We start from the raw sequence: 17,336 nt of genomic DNA on the forward strand, positions 1-17,336 counted from the left end.
ACCTGAGCAAATGGACGTGGGGTCCATCCCGGCCACCACCGCGACCGCCCCCAGCGGTCGCGGTGGTGGCCGCGCCACTCAGACGCTGATGATCGCCTACGACGGCTCACCGAACGCCGATCGTGCCATCCGCTATGCCGGACACTTCCTGCGCGCCGAAACCGCGGTCGTCGTGACCGCCTGGCAACCGGGCGGCATGACCTCCGCCCGCATGTCCACCCTCGCCGGCGGAATGCAGCCGTTCGTCGACACGCAGCTCGACATCGGGGTCGACCGTGCCCTCGAAGACGAGGCCGAGCGGATCAACGAACGCGGCGTGGTCCTCGCCCGCGAATGCGGACTGACGTCGAGGGGCACGCTCGTCGAGGTCGAGTCGACGGTCTGGGGCGCACTCGTCGCCGCCGCGGAGGCGCTCGACGTCGATCTGCTCGTCACCGGAACCCGCGGCGCGTCGGGCCTCAAGGCGCTGCTCCGGTCCAGCGTCGCCGAACGCGTGCTCAAGCATTGCCATCGTCCGGTCTTCATCGTGCCTGCGAAATGTGAACAGGAGCCGCAGTTGACGCTGTAGGGCGGCCGGGTTGCTGGTTGAGCCGGTAGCGAGCGGAGCGAGCCACCGCGTCGAAACCTCGCGTCCCTGCTGGTTGAGCCGGTAGCGAGCGGAGCGAGCCAAGCGTCCATGCTGGTTGAGCCGGTAGCGAGCGGAGCGAGCCACCGCGTCGAAACCTCGCGTCCCTGCTGATTGAACCGGTCGGCGGGGTCTGATGGCGGACGGGTTTCGACGCGACGCCTCGCTACGCTCGGTGTCGGCTCAACCGGCATGCGTGGCGCGACGCCTCGCTACGCTCGGTGTCGGCTCAACCGGCATGCGTGGCGCGACGCCTCGCCACGCTCGGTGTCGGCTCAACCGGCATAGGTGGCGCAACGCCTCGCTCCGCTCGGTGTCGGCTCAACCGGCATGGGTGGCGGGGGATGTCCTCAAGTGTGGGACGCATGTCCTGGACGACGGAGCCGACGTCGGGACACGATGAGCACATGACACGAACGGTGCTGGTTCTCGGCTTCCCCGGGGTGCAGGCACTCGACGTGACGGGACCGGCCGACGTCTTCACCACCGCATCGATCGCGCTGCGTGACCAGGGGTCGCCCGTCACCTACGACCTGCGACTGGTGTCGCAGCACGGAGAGCCCATCGACAACGGCGTCGGCCTGCAGTTCGTCTCGCACCCGCTGCCCGACGCCGCGGAACCGATCGACACTCTGGTGCTGCCGGGCGGCACGGGCGTCCACCGAGCCACCGAGGACACCGACCTCATCGACTGGGTCCGCGACGCGGCGGGTCGGGCACGGCGCGTCATCAGCGTCTGCAACGGCGCCTTCCTCGCCGCCGAGGCCGGGCTGCTCGACGGCCGACGCGCGACGACGCACTGGGCGGTGGGCGAGCTCCTCGCCGAGCGGTATCCGGCCGTGCAGGTCGACGCCGACGCCCTGTTCGTCCGCAGCTCGGACCACGTGTGGACGTCGGCCGGTGTCACCGCGGGCATCGACCTCGCCCTCGCGGTCCTCGAAGAGGACCACGGCACCGAACTCGCCCAGCTGGTCGCCCGGTGGCTCGTCCTCTACATGCGCCGGCCGGGTGGGCAAAGCCAGTTCGCGCCGCCGGTCTGGATGCCGCGCGCACGACGCGACGTGATCCGGGCGGCGCAGCAACGCATCGAGGCCGAACCCGGCCTGCCCCACCGGCTTTCCGACCTCGCGCAGGAAGCCGCGATGAGTCCGCGCCATTTCTCCCGCGTCTTCACCGCGGAGACCGGCGAGGCACCCAGCGACTACCTCGAACGGGTCCGCACCGATGCGGCTCGTCGGGCGTTGACCGAATCCGCCGACACCATGCCGGTGATCGCCGCGCGCTGCGGGTTCGGTTCCTCGGAGTCTCTGCGCCGCACGTTCATCCGACGTCTCGGAATCTCCCCCGACCACTACCGCAAGACCTTCCGCTGACACAGTCCTCGCCACCGAACAGACAGGCAGACCCATGACCCAGATCGCGATCGTCCTCTATCCACGGTTCACCGCCCTCGATTTCGTCGGACCGTACGAGGTGCTGCGCATGCTCCCCGACGCCGACGTCCGATTCGTCGCCCACGAACCCGGCCCCGTCGTCGCCGACTCCGGTGTCCTCGTCGTCGGCGCGACACACTCGTTCGACGAGACGCCGTCACCCGATCTGATCCTCATCCCGGGCGGACCGGGATGCTTCGGGGCGGCGAAGGACGAGAAACTCCTGGAGTGGCTGCGCACGGTCGGGCCGGCCGCGCAGTGGACGGCGTCTGTCTGCACCGGCTCGGTGGTCCTCGCCGCGGCCGGACTACTGGACGGTCTCCGGGCCACCACGCACTGGTCGTCGCTGACCGCGCTGTCCCTCTACGGTGTGACGGCGGTGTCGGACGAGCGCGTCGTGCGCGCCGGCCCCGACGAACACATCGTGACCGCGGCCGGCGTCTCGGCCGGCATCGACCTGGCACTGTGGCTCGCCGACCAGATCGCCGGGACGAAGAAGGCCGAGGCCATCCAACTCGCGATCGAGTATGACCCGCAACCGCATCTCGACTCCGGCCACCGATCGAAGGCGTCGGCCGCCACGATCACGGCGTCGACGGTGATGCTCAGCCGCGACGTCGACAAGCCCGAGGTGCTGAAGTTGAGCACCGGCTGCTGTGGGATCGGGCCCTGGCGACGGTCCGTTCGCGCCGCTGACGCCGAAACCCGTGATGGAACTGCCGGACATGCCCGGGTGACACCCGGGTGAGACTCCGCGCGATGGTAGTTTCTTCGCCATGACCAACAACCGCCTTGTGGCCGGCGCCGTCGCCGGAGTGGCCGGCATCCTGGTGGGACTCGGCGCGGTGTTCCTCGGCGGGTTCATCACCTCGGAGAACAGCCCGTCGACGGACCTGAACAACATCAATCCGAACAGCGGATTCGTCCAGGGTTCGGTCGACTACGGATCGCGCGGCGGCGCGGGCGAGACCAACTGACGCCCGACCCCGATGCCGTGCACGGCGTCGGGACGACCTGACGCAGCAGCAACTGAGTAGGACACCGACCACCGCTCCCACAGGTGTCCTGTCGGCACGTGGGATCGGTGTGGCTGCCGCGGTCGCGCTGATCGTCTGTCTGCTGCAGTCCCCGGGGCAGATCGCCGCCGACACGAAACTCGACCTGACGGCGAATCCACTCGGGTTCCTTGCGCGTGCCGCACACCTGTGGACCCCGAACGCCCCGATGGGCCAGGTCCAGAACCAGGCCTACGGATACTTCTTCCCGCACGGCGCGTTCTTCGCCGCCGGCGACCTCCTGTCGGTCCCGCCCTGGATCGTCCAGCGGCTGTGGTGGGCGCTGCTCCTCACCATCGGCTTCGTCGGCATCGTGCGCGTGGCGGAGGCGATGCGGCTGGGCTCGCCGGCATCCCGCATCCTCGCCGGCGTCGTCTTCGTCCTGAGCCCCCGCGTCCTCACCACCCTCGGCTCGATCTCGTCGGAGACGCTGCCGATGATGCTGGCGCCCTGGGTCCTCCTGCCCGTGATCCGGGCGCTCGACGCCCCCATCTCCGATTCCCGGCCGCTGTGGCGGGAAGCCGCACGCTCGGCGGCCGCCGTCGCACTGATGGGCGCGGTGAACGCGGTCGCGACGGCGGCCGCGCTCGGCGTCGCGGCCGTGTGGTGGCTGCTGCATCGTCCCCGCGACCGCCGCTGGCGGCGCTTCGGTGCGTGGACCGCGCTGGGCCTGGTCCTGGCGTGCGCGTGGTGGATGGTGCCGCTGCTCATCCTGTCCCGGGTCAGCCCGCCCTTCTTGGACTACATCGAGTCCTCCCGGGTGACGACGCAGTGGACGTCGCTGACCGAGGTGTTGCGCGGCGCGAGTTCGTGGACACCGTTCGTCTCCACCGAGCGGGTCGCCGGGGCGGTGCTCGTCACCCAGCCGGCCGCCGTGCTGGCGACCGGTGCCATCGCCGCCGCGGGACTCGCGGGTCTGTGCATGCGGCACATGCCGTTCCGGGGACGTCTCGTGACGATCCTGGGCGTCGGCCTGGTGATCATGTGTGTCGGCTTCGCCGGTGGTCTCGGTTCGCCGATCGCCGAGCAGATCCGGGTGTTCCTCGACGGTTCCGGTGCCCCGCTGCGCAACATCCACAAGTTCGAACCGTTCATCCGCATCCCGCTGGTGCTGGGTGTCGCTCACCTGCTCGCGCGGGTCCCGCTGCCCGGCACCGTGTCGGTACAAGAGACGCTCTCGGCCTTCGCCCATCCGCAGCGCTCCCGCCCGGTGGCCGCGGCCATCGTGCTCATGGTCGCGGTGATCGGTGCGGGTTCGCTCATCTGGACCGGCCAGCTCGCACCCGCCGGGACCTACACCGCGATCCCGAACCACTGGAAGCAGACCGCGGACTGGTTGTCCGAGCACAGCAGCCGGCCGGACGGTGCCCCGGCGCGCGCGCTCGTCGTCCCCGGTGCGCCGTTCGCCGACCAGCTGTGGGGTCTCACCCGCGACGAACCCCTCCAGCCACTGGCCGACGCCCCGTGGGCGGTGCGGGACGCCATCCCGCTGACGCCACCCGGCGCCATCCGTGCGCTCGACTCCGTGCAACGCGAGATCGCCGCCGGACGCGGATCACCCGGCCTCGCCGAGACCCTCGCGCAGCAGGGCGTGGGATTCGTGGTGCTCCGTGCGGACCTCACCCCCGAGACCTCCCGGTCGGCACGACCGCTCCTCGCGCAGCAGGCACTCGACACCTCGCCCGGGTTGACGCGGGTGGCACGGTTCGGCCCCCCGGTCGGACCGCCCACTGTCCGAGGAGTGATGCGCGACAACGGATTGCGACCGACGATGCCCGCGATCCAGATCTATGCGGTCGAGGCGACCGGCTTCGACGGCACCGGCCCCCTTCTCGTGGACCAGCACGGGATGCCGCGGGTCGCGGGCGGTCCCGAGGCCATCGCGGCTCTCGCCGAAGTGCGTGCGCGTCAAGGACTTCCACCTCTCGGTCCGGTGTTGCTCGACGCCGATGCCCGACGCGCCGGGATCACCGACGGCCCACTCATCGTCACCGACACCCCAAGCGATCGGGAAACCGACTTCGGACGGGTCGACGACCACAGTTCCGCCATCCGGTCGGCCGACGACCCGCGACGGACCCAGAACGCGGCCGCGGACTACCCGGTCGACGACCAGCCGCTCGTCCGCGGGGAATGGTTGCTGGACAACCGGAGTGGCGAGGTCCAGGTGACGACGTCCGGTTCGGCGTCGGACGCGGTGCAACCGGGGCAGACCTCCCCCGCGAACTCCCCCGCCGCCGCCTTCGACGGCAACCCACAGACGGCGTGGGTCAGCGGCGGACTCGAAGGAGCGCTCGGGCGGTGGATGCGAGTCGGATTCACCACACCCCAGACGGACCTGGCGCTGTCGTTGACCACCGCCCGGGCCCTCGGCCCGGACGTGACCAGCGTCCTGGTCACCACCGAGGCCGGAAGCACGGTGGCGTCGGGACTCGAACCGGGCAGACCGACGACCGTGACCGCCCCGAGCGGCTCGACCCGCTGGATACAGATCCGCGCGCTGAGCACCGAAGACGGCACCGCCGGGAACCAGTTCGCCCTCGGTGAGGTGGAGGTGTCGAACCTGCGGACCTCGACACCGCTGCAGATCAGACATCGTGTCGTTCTGCCCGAACTCGCGGCAGGCACCGAGGTGGCCCAGTGGCTGCTGTACTCGGAGCTGAACGGGCGGGCGTGGTGCGTCGCCGACCCCGCCCGCGAGATGACCCGGTGCGCTCCGGGACTCGGGCTGTCGCCGGAGACATCGTCGGTGTTCAGCCGGGCTCTCTCCGTCCCCGAGGACACATCGGTCACCCCGTCGGCCATCCTCCGCCCACGACCCGGAGACGCGCTCGATCGGCTCCTCGCCACCCCGGACGGCGTGAGCGCCACCGGACCGCGACCGGTCACCGATCCCCGTGGCGGTCCGGCCGCTGCCGTCGACGGCGACCCCGGAACCGCCTGGACCGCACCGCAGATCCCGGCCAGGGAAAGGCCCCAAGACCGCAACAACGACGACGAGGAGTCGGCGGACGAGGCGGAGCCGACCCTGACCGTCCACCTCCCCGCCGAACAACGCGTCGAATCGCTGAAAATCGTTGCGCCGCTGGATTACCCGGCCGCACCGACCGAGGTCGCCGTCGATCTCGGCACCGGCGAACAGATTCGCGAGGTCGGCAAGGACGGCGTCCTTCGACTCGATCCCGCGGTCACCGACCGCATCGAGATCACCGTCCGCGAACAGCGCGACCTGATCGACGTCAACAGTCTCGGATTCGCCACGCCCGCGCCGCCGGGGATCGCCGAGGTCGAGGTGCCGCCGGCACCGCGGGCGCCCGCCGGCGACCGGGTCGTCGAGATCGGTTGCGGTGACGGTCTCGGCGTCACCGCCGCCGGTCAGGTCATCGGGTTCTCTGCGCGGACCACCACGAAAGCACTGCGCGCCGGTGAACCGGTGGTCGCCCGTGCGTGCGGACCGGGCGAGCTGCGACTGCCCGCCGGTCAGCAGGAGGTGTCGGTCAATCCCGGACCGGCCTTCACCGTCGACGCGGTGTCGCTGACCGCCGGGACACCGGTGACCGGGGCGGCGACGACCACGCCGGACGTCACCGAGTGGACAGCGGCGAGCCGCGCGGTGCAGATCGAGTCCGGTCCCGAACGCCTGCTGGTGGTCCCCGAATCCACCAACCCGGGCTGGATCGCGCGGATCGACGGCCGGGAGTTGTCCCCGGTGGTCGTGAACGGGTGGCAGCAGGGCTGGGTCGCGCCGGCCGGGGTGTCGGGTGCGGTCGAGCTCACCTATCGGTTCGATTCGCTGTACCGCTGGTCGCTCGTCATCGGACTGGTGCTGATGGCCCTGTTGCTCGTCGCCGCGTGGTGGCCCTTTCCCCTGGTGTCACGATCCGGGCGGGACACCGTTGCCGAACCGCGGACGGTGCCCACCGGACGGTTCACCCTCGTGGCCGCCGGTCTGGGGATTCTCGGCGCGTCGTGGCTGCTGTCCGGATGGTGGGGTCTGGCCGTGGGCCTCGCCGTCGCCGTGGTCGGTGCGGCCGTTCCGCCGAAGGTCGATGTCACGACGACATTCGTCATGATGATGGCTGCGACCGTCGGCCTCACCGCCGGTCCGTGGCACGCCTCCGGCGGCTACCACGGCTGGGAGTGGTGGGTTCAGTTGCCGGCGTTGATCGCCGTGCTGATGACCGGCTGGCTGGTGTTCTGGTCCTGCGACGCCGACGAGCCGGGCGAGGCCGAGTCGGACGACACCGAGTCACCGGCCGCACGGTTGCGGCGTCGGGTCTCGCGGTTGCGCAGCCAGTGGCGGGCCGGCTCCTCGATGAAGGCGTAGGAGGCCGCGGAGATCCCGACCGTGAGTCCCAGCGTGATCACCCAGACGAGGACGGTGTTGCCGTTGAACGGCACGATGCCGAACAGCGGGAAGACGACGGCCAGGATCGCGATGTGCCAGATGAAGATGCCGTAGGACCAGCGCCCCAGCGCGAGCATCACGCGTGAGGTGAGGAGACGGAACGGCCCCGCGTTGCAGACCAGCGGGGCGAGAAGGGCGTAGCCGCAGAGTCCACCCAGGATCATCTTGGTGGCGAACTCGATGTTGGTGACGTCGCCGAGCCCGGTCGGACCGGCGAGCCGGGTGCACGCGAGGCCGTAGGCGACGACGAGGAGCCCGAACATCAGCGAACGGTTCGCGCTGAGCCGCATCGCCAGGGTCATCCACCGGCCGCGCGCTGCGCCGGTGTCGAGGACACCGGCGATCTCGGCGAGGATCAGGCCGGCGACGAACCACGACAGATGACCGAACACCCAGTTCTTGGTCTCCACCCCGTCGGCGACCGGCAGCGAGGTACCGACCCAGGCCCAGCCGAGGCTCAGCGCACCGAGCATCAGCAGCACCGGGATGCGCGCCCCGACGCGCGGACCACGCAACTGCAGGAGTGCGAGGCCGATGAGCGGGAGCAGAGCGTAGAAGGCGATCTCGACCGACAGACTCCACATCTGCGTGAGACCCGCGGTCAGCGTCAGGGGCACGAAGACCTGCGTCAGCGTGAGGTTGGCCAGCCAGACGTCGAGGTCGGCGCCCTGGGCCTCCGGCAGCAGGAGCAGCACCAGCGCGACGACCACCACATACGCCGGCCAGATGCGGACGACGCGGTGACGGAGATAGCGCCGGACCGGCGGATGCCCGGCGCCGCGGTGCGCGGCGTCGACCCACGGTCGCCACAGCAGGAAGCCGGAGAGACCGAAGAACAGCGCGACAGCGAGGTCGAGGCGACCGAGCACCGGTCCGAGGACCGGGATCTCGACGGCACTGGTCTGGAAGGCGACGTGGGTGGTCAGCACCCCGATCGCGGCGAGCGCTCGCATGCCCTCGAGTTGCGGGTAGAAGCGTCGCGAGTCGGTCGCCGGTCCGGGGGCGTCGGGATGGCGCGCCCCGGATCGGGAGTCGGTGCCCGATGATCCGACAGAGTCGGGGCTCGAGGCAGCGACGGAGTCGCGGGCGGAGTCGGTGCTGGTCATGCTGGTGACAGGGTAGCCCGGCGGCATCCACTACCCTCGCCACCATGTCTTCGGAGCCGTCCCCGGTGCCCCAGTCCGCGGTGTCAGAGTCCGCACCTCACCGCTGGTCGACCGCGGACCTGGCCGGGCCGACACTGATCTTCGTCGGCAGTTTTCTCATCGCGGTGACCATCGCGCTGCCGACGCTGCTCGTCGGCAACTTCCGCGAGATCCCGCTCAGCACCGACTTCACCACGGTCGCCACCGCCGCGGACGCGACGATCCTCGACCGCTGCTCGCTCGCCACGCCCGCGGCGCGGACCCTCGACGCCGATCTGGTCCGCCAGCAGCGGGTCGTCGCGGTACAGCCCTCCGACGAGCACCGCGTGACACTGCAGGCCGGCACCTCCGTCCAGACAGACACCCTGCGTATCGACGACCGCGAGGTCGAACCGGAGGCCCCCCGGCCCGGCAGCGAGGTCGACGCCGAGTCGTCGAAAAGGTGCAACGACGCCACGGTCAACGCGCTCAAGGACCGGGTGACGCTCGACCGGGAGACCGCCGTGCCGCAACTGTCGGCGCGCGGGGCGTCGGAGATCCAGTACGACAGCAACCAGGCACCGGTGCTGGTGCCGGACCGCCGCGGTTTCACCTACCTGCTGCCCTTCGACACCAGCCTGACCGACCACGAGTTCTTCGACGTGGTCACACGCACGACCGTGCCTCTGAGATACGACGGAGACACCGAGGTGGTCGGCAGGGATGTGGCCCGGTTCCGCGCCGAGGTCCCCGAGACCGACCTCGCGCGGGCAGCGCTCGGCCGGCCGGTGGGCACCGATGTCACCATCACCCGGCCCGCATCGTGGTTCGGCCTCGACGGGCCGCCGCGTGAGCTGACGGCCACCCTGCGGCACCGCAGTTCGTGGGATCTCGCCGTGGAACCGCGCACGGGGACGATCGTCGACGCGAAGATCACCGTCGACGAGTTCTACGCCTTCCCGGAGGGCACTCCCGGAGTGCCGGCGGACTTCCGGCTGCCCCATCTACAGGCCGCCTTCGCCTACGACGACACGACACAGTCCCAGATGTCGCGCCTGGCTTCGGATCTGGCGACGCCGATCACGATCTGGGGTCGTATCGTGCCGATCGTGACCGGCGTCCTCGGCGTCATCGCGCTGGTCGCCGGCGGTTTCCTGATCAACCCCGCGTGGCTGCCGCCGAGATTCCGGCGGACCGGTCGTGATTCCGGTGACGTGACCTAGATCAGGACGCCGCTTCTGCGGCGAGTCGGCCGAGCGTGTCCTCGAGCTGGGCCTCGGTGACGAGCGGGAACCCCACCTGTTCGAGGAGTTTCTTGTCGGTGACCTTCGACCAGTCGTAGGTGTGGCGGACCAGCGTCTCGTTGGGACCCTGGGACTCCAACTCCCACAACCACTCCCATCCGGGCGGCTCCGTACCGGCGGGGGTCGTCTTCCAGGCCAGCAGCTTGTCCTTGGCATATCCGGTGACGTGGTTGTCGGTCTTGTACTCCCCGCCCATGTGGTCGCCCTCCATGTTCATGGTGAACACGTCGCCGACCTTCTGGATCCGATCGGCGTGGTCGACGCCCCGGATGAACCCCGAACCGTCGAGCGCCTGGTGCCTCTCGGGGTTGGAGAGTACGTCGAACACCGCGTCGACCGGTGCCTCGATGACTCGTTGGACCGTGACCTGAGTACTTCCGTTGTGGCTCATCTGCCCACCCTGCCGAAACATGTGCATCTCGGCAACGTTCCTGCTGAGGCCTGCGATCAGCGGGCGAGAACCCATGTCCCGGCGGCCGCGACCGTCACCGCGACCGCCGCAGTGGCTGCGACCCCGACCACCGAGCCGGCGACGGTGAGGATGACCGTCACCTCGATCGCCACGACGATCCACGTCCCGAACGCGACACGGGTGCGATCACGGGCGATCGCCGACAACAGCACCACCTGGAGGACGGCGAGGGCGGCACCGATGTAGGCGAAGAGCCACAGCAGTGGGACGAGTTCGTCGTAGCCGTCGCCGAAGACGATCGGGACCATCGGCCCCGCGCCACCCGCCGCCAGAGTGAGCACCACGCCCACACCCGCGACCACCGTCACCGCCTGCCGAAGAGAGACCCGGGACCGGGCGGGATCGGCGAGGCGCGGATAGAAGACGACGCCGATGGCCTGCGGCAGCCAGAACGCGACCTTCGTCGCGATGGCGCCGAGCGCGTACACCCCGACCGACTCGGCGTCGAGCACGCGCGGTGAGAGCAGCAGGTCCACCGACGACGCCACGATCAGCACCAGCTGGACCTGCGACGCGCGAACCACGCTGAGGACTCCGACCGTCCCCGACGCCGCCGCGGCATGCGCCCGCTCCCCGACCCTTCCGACGACGACCCAGACGACGACGGCCGACACCGCGGCACCGAGGGTTCCGGCGAGCAGTCCACCCGCCGGACCGGCACCGACGACGAAGGCCCCGATGATCGGCATCGAGCGCAGGATCCCGACGGCGGCCAGCACCCACGACAGCGTCCGGAACTCGCCGCGTCCCTGCAGGATGCCCTGACCGGTGGCGATCAGCGCCAGCAGCGGGGCCGCGCCGAGGGCGGCGAGAGTCGTGACGACACCGGTGCGCATCAGCAACGCGACGAGCGGTGTCGCGACGGCGACCAGGACCACCACGTAGAGCGTCGTGTGGACACCCACCCGGCGCAGGCGGCGCTCGTCGCAGCCCAGGACCACCTCCCGCGCGACCACGTTCTGCAGCGCCAGGGCGGGCACACCCAGCACGAGCATCGCCGACAGCAGGACGGCGAACTCGCCGTACTCGCTGACGTCCAGGTAACGGGCGCTCGCGGCCAGATGGACCACGTACATGCAGACGTTGGCGACCATCGATCCGACGGCCACCGATCCGACGGCGCCGACGGTGCCGGCGGCGGGTCGGCGCCGTCGGCTCGGTCGGATCTGCTGCATGGCACAAGTGTGCCGAGTTGGCACCGGGTCCCGTGCACAGGGTGCTTTGCACCGGTCCTCGGGCATAGGCAACGATGGGTAGGCTGCAGAATTCACCGACGAGAGATGCCGATGTACGACGACAACACCACCGACGACGCCGAATCGACCGATGTCGGTTCGCGTATCGATCCGGTGCTGGCCCGAAGCTGGCTCCTGGTCAACGGCGCGCACTACGCGAAGTTCGAGCGCGCCGCTCGCTCGCGCGCCGACATCGTCGTCCTCGACATCGAAGACGCGGTCGCTCCCAAGGACAAGGTCGAGGCGCGCAACAACGTCGTGCGGTGGATCGGTCCGAAGGACGGTTCCGGCCCCGGTGCCGGTGAATGGGTCCGGATCAACGGATTCGGCACCCCGTGGTGGGCCGACGACCTCGCCGCCCTCGCGGAGACCGCGGTCGGCGGTGTGATGCTGGCGATGGTCGAGTCCGTCGACCACGTGACCGAGACCGCCAAACGCCTGCCCGGCCTGCCGATCGTCGCCCTTGTCGAGACTGCACGCGGACTCGAGCGGATCAGCGAGATCGCATCGGCCAAGGGCACCTTCCGCCTCGCCTTCGGCATCGGCGACTTCCGTCGGGACACCGGTTTCGGCGACAGTCCACAGACGCTGGCCTACGCGCGGTCCCGATTCACCATCGCCGCCAAGGCTGCTCACCTGCCCAGCGCGATCGACGGCCCGACGGTCGGTTCCAGCGCTCTGAAGCTGAGCGAGGCCACGGCGGTGAGCGCGGAGTTCGGCATGACCGGCAAGATCTGCCTCACCCGGTCACAGTGCGCCCCGGTCAACGAGGGCCTGTCCCCGTCACAGGATGAGATCACCTGGGCGAGGGAGTTCTTCGCGGAGTTCGAGCGCGACGGCGGCGAGATCCGCAACGGTTCGGACCTGCCACGCATCGCGCGTGCCACCAAGATCCTCGACCTCGCACGGGCCTACGGCATCACCGAGTCGGAATTCGACGACGACCCGGTGCACGCACCGGCGCCGTCGGACACCCACCACTTCTGAGCCACACGGGTCGCGGTGTTCTCCGGACGGTTGCTCCCGGCGCTCTATGTGGTGAGTGTCGTTGCGGCCGTGGCAATCCTGGGACCCCTGCTACCGGCACTGCTCGGTATCGGACCGGGATACCTGCTCTACCGGGATGCGGTGTCGACGCCGCGCACCCATGTCACCGACACCACGCTCGGCATCGGTGACCTGCCGCCGCGCGCCGTGCCGCAGGACTTCTTCGTCGCGATGGTGTCGTCGGTCGTCGACGGCGGTGTGGTGGTCGTCGCGATCTTGTTGGCCGCATTGGTCTTCGCCGGCGTCGGGTTCGGCCGGTTGGCTTTTCGTCTCGTTCCCGGCGCCGGGCGTGCCGGGGCCGTCGCCGCCGCGCTCGTGTCGATCTGGAATCCCTATGTGGCCGAACGACTCCTGCAAGGGCACTGGAGCCTGCTCGTCGGCTACGCCGCGCTGGGCTGGATTCTCGTCGCCGCATCCGATCTGCGGGAACGGCCAGATGCGGCACGGTTTCTCCGGCTCGGCGGATTGCTGGCGGCTGCCGGGCTGACGCCGACGGGTTCGGTGCTCGCCGGGATCGTGCTGGCCGTGGTACTCATCGGTCGTCCGGTCGGCCTGCGGCCCGGCCTCGTCGCTGTCGGCCTGTGGGTGCTGAGCACCCTGCCGTGGGTCGTGACGGCGGTGGTCAGCGACGCCACCACCACGTCCGCCGCGGCGGGCGTCGATGCATTCGGTCTCCGGTCCGAGCCGGGGCTGGGTCCGGTCGGGACCGTTCTCTCCCTGGGGGGCATCTGGAACGTCGACGCGGTACCCGCCAGCCGAACGATCTGGTGGGCGGCGATCGCGACGTTCTGTTCGTTGCTCGTGGTCGAGACCGGCGTCGTCCACCTCTGGCAGCGTCGGCGGATGCTCGATCCGCTGGTGCGGGCGATCGGAGCATCGGCCGTCGTCGTCGCGATCCTGCTGGTCCTCGGCACCTTCGGTCCGGGACAGTGGTTGCTGGAGTTCACGATCGAGCACGTCCCCGGCGCCGGTCTGTTGCGGGATACCCAGAAGTTCTCCGCTCTTCTCGTTCCCGGAGTCGCGCTTGCCGTGGCCGGGGCCGTGGCGGCCGCCCGTCGACGAGTCCCGTCGGGTTTCGCACTCGCCGCCATCGTGCTGCTCGTCGTGGCCCCCCTTCCCGATCTCGCCTGGGGTGTCGGTGGTTCCGTGCGGCCGGTGACCTACCCGGACGACTGGGCGGCGGTGGCTGCCATCGTGCCCGACGATCGGGGTTCGGTCGCCCTGTGGCCCACGGACACCGTGCGGCACTACCGTTTCGCCGGCGGCATCTCGCTCGATCCCGCCGCGCGGATGTTGCGGGCTCCGGTGATCGAGTCCGGCGCGCTCACCGTCGACGGCGAGGTCGTCGACCCGCCGAGTGAGCATGCGGCCGCCGTGGCGTCGGTGCTCGAAGCCGGTGGCTCACCCGCCGAACTCGCCGCGCTCGGCGTGGGATGGGTTCTCGTCGAGGATGATTCGACGCCCGAGCGACTCGCCGCAGAAGCGCGCCTCGTCCACGACGGGGAAGATCTCCGGCTGTACCGGGTCGATGATCCCGTCGAGCGGGGTGCCGGAGTGGCCGATCGGGCTCTGGCACTCGCCGCACACCTGTGGTGGGCGATGATGCTCGTGGCGGGAGTCGTGGGCGCGGCCGTCGCTAGCGTGCGAGAACGGCGTCGAACGTCTCGATGAACCCGTCGCAGGTCGCGGCCCAGGAGTAACGGCCCGCCCTGATCCTGGCGTTGCGCCCCAGTCGCTGGGTCTCGTCGGGGTTGTCGATGAGTTTTCTCGTGGCACTCACCAGTTCGTCGACGCCGTCGACGAGGAGGCCGGTGTTGCCGTCGTCGACGGAGTCGGTGAGACCGACCGAGCTGCGGTAGCCGATGGTCGGGACACCGTGCTGGGCCGCCTCGACGACCGCCAGCCCCCACCCCTCTTTGCGCGAGGGCATCAGGTGGACCTGCGCCTGTGAGAGCAGCTCGTGCTTGCGCTGCTCGCTGACGTGGCCGTGGAAGGTCACCGCGTCAACGACCCCGAGTTCGGCTGCAGCGGAACGCAATTCATCGGACCACCAGCCACCGCCGATGACGTCGAGGTACACGTCGACCCCGGAACGACGCAGCTGTGCCAGCACGGTGAGAGCGTCCTCTACCTGCTTGTGCGGGACCAGCCGGGACAAGACGCACAGACGCACCGGGCCCGAACCGCCGTCGGCTGCGCCTCCGGTGAGCAGCGCGTCGGCCGGGACCGGGTCGATACCGTTGCGCACGACCGAGATCCGCTCCGCGTCGACGCCGAGGGCGACGAGTTCGGTCTTCGACGGCGTGGACACCGTGACATAGCGGTTGCGGCGATGAATCCTCGGGGACAGTCGCGACTCGATGAACCAGCCCACCGGCCCGAGCACACGTCCGGCGACCGGCCACTGCTCGCGGTGGCAGTGGTGGACCAGTACCACCGTCGGCGCGGAGGCGACGAGGGTCGCGAAGAACGGCACCCCGTTCTGGGTGTCGACGATGACTTCGGGGTGACAGCCCCGGAGCGGGCCGAGGCCGAATCGGCCGGCCAGAATCGTCGCCAGCATGCGCGGGTACACGCTGATCCGCCCTCCGGCACGCACGAACCGCATGCCGTCGCGGTGCTCCTCACCGGCTGCCCCCGGGTAGGACGACGTCAGAAAGGTCACGCGCGCGCCGCGTCGGGCCAATTCGGCACCGACACGTTCCAGATATGTCTCACTGCCGCCGCCCTGAGGGTGGCGGGTGTCCCGCCAGCACAGCAGCAGGACGTCGGAAGGTACGCGCATCGCACGACAGCCTACCGACTGGTAACGCCAGGCCGTCGTCACACCGGGAAGCGGCGAGTTCATGATCAGGGTTCCGCCCGTCAGTGACAGACCTGCGTCGATGAGCGCGGCTGACCGTCGCCCACCGCCCGCGACTAGAGTTCTCCGACGATGACGACCACGACTTCCGGCCGGAACCGAATGGCCCGGCTGGCCACGCTGCGGCGTGCCGCCGGACTGCTGAACGACTTCCGCTTCGAGCAGTCCGACCCCGCCCGCTTCTACGGCGCACTGGCGACCGACACCGCGGACATGGTGGCGGCCTTCGTCCCCGACCTCGACGGAAAGGTCATCCTCGACGTCGGTGGGGGTCCCGGCTACTTCGCCGACGCCTTCCGGGCACGGGGCGCGCACTACATGTCGGTCGAACCGGACCCCACCGAGATGCACGCCGGCGGGCTCGAACATCGTGGGTCGGTCCGCGGATCGGGCCAGAACCTGCCCTTCGCCGACGACTGCGTCGACGTCTCCTTGTCGTCGAACGTCGTCGAACACACGTCGACGCCGTGGGAGATGGCCGACGACATGCTGCGCGTGACCCGGCCCGGGGGCGTCGTCATCGTCAGCTACACGCTGTGGTGGGGACCGTTCGGCGGCCACGAGATGGGACTCACCCATTACCTCGGCGGTCATCGTGCCGCGCGTCTCTACACGAGACGTCACGGTCACCCCCCGAAGAACCTGTTCGGGACGTCGCTGTTCGCCGTTCACGCCACCGATGGCCTGCGCTGGGCGCGATCGGTGACCGACCGGGCCGATCTCCTCGCCGCCTTCCCTCGCTACATCCCCCGCTGGATGTGGTGGGTCATGCGCGTCCCCGGCCTGCGTGAGGTCCTCGGCACGAACCTCGTGCTGGTGCTGCGCAAGCAGTAACACCTAACGCAAACCCACGCTTTTTCGGCAAATCCGGCACCCGCGCGGGTGGTGGATATGCCGAAAAAGGGTGGGTTTGCAGGCCCGCCTACTCCGCCGAGAGGTCCGCGGTGCAGTTCAGCGTGCCGCCCTGACTGGTCGCGGTCGCGAGTTGTTCGCCGTCGACGAGGATGCTGCAGGTCACCGGGCCGCGGACGACGATGGCCGAGAGGGTCGCCTTCGGCCCCTTCACGGTCACCCGCTGCGACCAGGGCGACCCGGTGGCCGCGATGACCGTCGGCGCGCCGCCGCCCTTGCTGAAGCTGAGCGCGACCACATCTCCGTTGCCGGTGAGCTGGTAGGTCACCGTCGCCGGCCCCGGCTTCTTGCTCGGACTCGACGTCGTCTCCTCGGTCGTGGTCGTGGTGGTCGGGGACGAGCTCGTCGTCGTCCGCTCGCTGGTGGTGGTCGTCGACGACGAGGACGCCGCAGCGGTCGAGGAGTCGTCTCCGCCGGACTTCGTGACCAGCACGACGACCAGACCGAGGATCACCAGGGCAGCCAGGGCGACCAGCGCGAGACCGATGGTGCGGCCCTTCGACGACCCGTGCGGGGGTTCGCCGCCCTGCGGCGCGTCGTACGGCGACGCTCCATAGGGCGACGCCGCCGTGTACTGAGGATCCGCGTACTGGGGTTCCGTGTACTGGGGTTCCGTGTACTGGGGTCCGGGGTGGGGCTCGGTGTACGGCCCGGGATACGGCTGACCTTCGGGATGCTGGGTGTAGGCCTGCGACGGGGGCGCCGAGGGGTCGTAGTCGGGATCGAACTGTCGGGTCTCCGGCGGATTGTTCCGCGGATCGTTCGGATCGCCCTGGGGTGGTCGGGTCATGCCGACGATTCTGTCATCCGGATCCTGATATCGGCCTGTGACCACGCGGCCCGGGCAGAACCCGGGCC

Annotated in this window: 12 protein-coding genes and 2 pseudogenes; 9 read left to right on the top strand and 5 right to left on the bottom strand. The window is 69.9% G+C overall.

The features are described from left to right. Window positions 1-10: 10 nt before the first annotated feature. The 5 genes and pseudogenes from IHQ52_RS01580 (at window position 11) to IHQ52_RS23730 (ending at window position 7,440) form a co-directional block, all read left to right on the top strand. Window positions 11-568, top strand: coding sequence for a universal stress protein (locus IHQ52_RS01580; protein WP_238064030.1), 558 nt, complete (start codon window positions 11-13; stop codon window positions 566-568). A gap of 464 nt (window positions 569-1,032) precedes the next feature. Further along, window positions 1,033-1,998 (top strand): GlxA family transcriptional regulator, encoded by a 966-nt coding sequence (locus IHQ52_RS01585; RefSeq protein WP_238064031.1) that lies wholly within the window; start codon window positions 1,033-1,035, stop codon window positions 1,996-1,998. A gap of 34 nt (window positions 1,999-2,032) precedes the next feature. Further along, window positions 2,033-2,754, top strand: a pseudogene (locus tag IHQ52_RS01590) (DJ-1/PfpI family protein). Window positions 2,755-2,834: 80 nt separating this feature from the next. Further along, the gene (locus IHQ52_RS01595) at window positions 2,835-3,035 is read left to right on the top strand and encodes a DUF2613 domain-containing protein (RefSeq protein WP_006436777.1); all 201 of its coding nucleotides are present in this window, start codon (window positions 2,835-2,837) and stop codon (window positions 3,033-3,035) included. A 109-nt stretch (window positions 3,036-3,144) separates the two neighbouring features. Beyond that, complete coding sequence (locus IHQ52_RS23730) at window positions 3,145-7,440, top strand: DUF3367 domain-containing protein (RefSeq protein WP_006436778.1); 4,296 nt, start codon at window positions 3,145-3,147, stop codon at window positions 7,438-7,440. Between the two features lie 59 nt (window positions 7,441-7,499). Here the strand turns inward: IHQ52_RS23730 and IHQ52_RS01605 are convergent. Then, window positions 7,500-8,654: pseudogene (locus IHQ52_RS01605) on the bottom strand (acyltransferase family protein); the annotation flags it as partial. Between the two features lie 17 nt (window positions 8,655-8,671). Between IHQ52_RS01605 and pgfA the strand changes: the two are divergent. Further along, on the top strand, window positions 8,672-9,868 hold the full coding sequence (gene pgfA / locus IHQ52_RS01610) for a cell envelope lipid trafficking protein PgfA (RefSeq protein ID WP_238064033.1): 1,197 nt from the start codon (window positions 8,672-8,674) through the stop codon (window positions 9,866-9,868). A 1-nt stretch (window position 9,869) separates the two neighbouring features. Here pgfA and IHQ52_RS01615 read toward each other — a convergent pair whose 3' ends face one another. Together IHQ52_RS01615 and IHQ52_RS01620 are read right to left on the bottom strand one after the other, a co-directional pair. Beyond that, on the bottom strand, window positions 9,870-10,340 hold the full coding sequence (locus IHQ52_RS01615) for an SRPBCC family protein (RefSeq protein WP_024499474.1): 471 nt from the start codon (window positions 10,338-10,340) through the stop codon (window positions 9,870-9,872). A gap of 56 nt (window positions 10,341-10,396) precedes the next feature. Beyond that, the gene (locus IHQ52_RS01620) at window positions 10,397-11,515 is read right to left on the bottom strand and encodes an MATE family efflux transporter (RefSeq protein ID WP_024499473.1); all 1,119 of its coding nucleotides are present in this window, start codon (window positions 11,513-11,515) and stop codon (window positions 10,397-10,399) included. A 192-nt stretch (window positions 11,516-11,707) separates the two neighbouring features. Here IHQ52_RS01620 and IHQ52_RS01625 point away from each other — a divergent pair, with 192 nt between their 5' ends. Together IHQ52_RS01625 and IHQ52_RS01630 are read left to right on the top strand one after the other, a co-directional pair. Beyond that, window positions 11,708-12,643, top strand: coding sequence for an HpcH/HpaI aldolase/citrate lyase family protein (locus IHQ52_RS01625; RefSeq protein WP_006436783.1), 936 nt, complete (start codon window positions 11,708-11,710; stop codon window positions 12,641-12,643). Between the two features lie 15 nt (window positions 12,644-12,658). Then, a complete protein-coding gene (locus IHQ52_RS01630; RefSeq protein ID WP_238064034.1) occupies window positions 12,659-14,374 on the top strand; it encodes an MmpA family trehalose lipid delivery protein in 1,716 nt (571 codons plus the stop codon). Here IHQ52_RS01630 and IHQ52_RS01635 read toward each other — a convergent pair. Then, window positions 14,340-15,488: a glycosyltransferase family 4 protein gene (locus IHQ52_RS01635; protein ID WP_024499471.1), complete on the bottom strand. Its 1,149-nt coding sequence runs from the start codon at window positions 15,486-15,488 to the stop codon at window positions 14,340-14,342. The two genes, IHQ52_RS01630 and IHQ52_RS01635, sit on opposite strands and share 35 nt — an antisense overlap. Before the next feature lie 150 nt (window positions 15,489-15,638). On the opposite strand from IHQ52_RS01635, the gene IHQ52_RS01640 reads away from it, so the two are divergent. Continuing rightward, window positions 15,639-16,400 carry a class I SAM-dependent methyltransferase gene (locus IHQ52_RS01640; RefSeq protein WP_024499470.1) on the top strand — a complete coding sequence of 254 codons (762 nt, stop codon included), beginning with the start codon at window positions 15,639-15,641 and terminating at the stop codon, window positions 16,398-16,400. An 88-nt stretch (window positions 16,401-16,488) separates the two neighbouring features. On the opposite strand, the gene IHQ52_RS01645 is transcribed toward IHQ52_RS01640, so the two are convergent. Then, window positions 16,489-17,268, bottom strand: a complete 780-nt coding sequence (locus IHQ52_RS01645; protein WP_024499469.1) for a hypothetical protein — start codon at window positions 17,266-17,268, stop codon at window positions 16,489-16,491. Between the last annotated feature and the right edge of the window lie 68 nt (window positions 17,269-17,336).

The organism is Gordonia amicalis (assembly GCF_022059885.1).
GTDB lineage: Bacteria > Actinomycetota > Actinomycetes > Mycobacteriales > Mycobacteriaceae > Gordonia > Gordonia amicalis.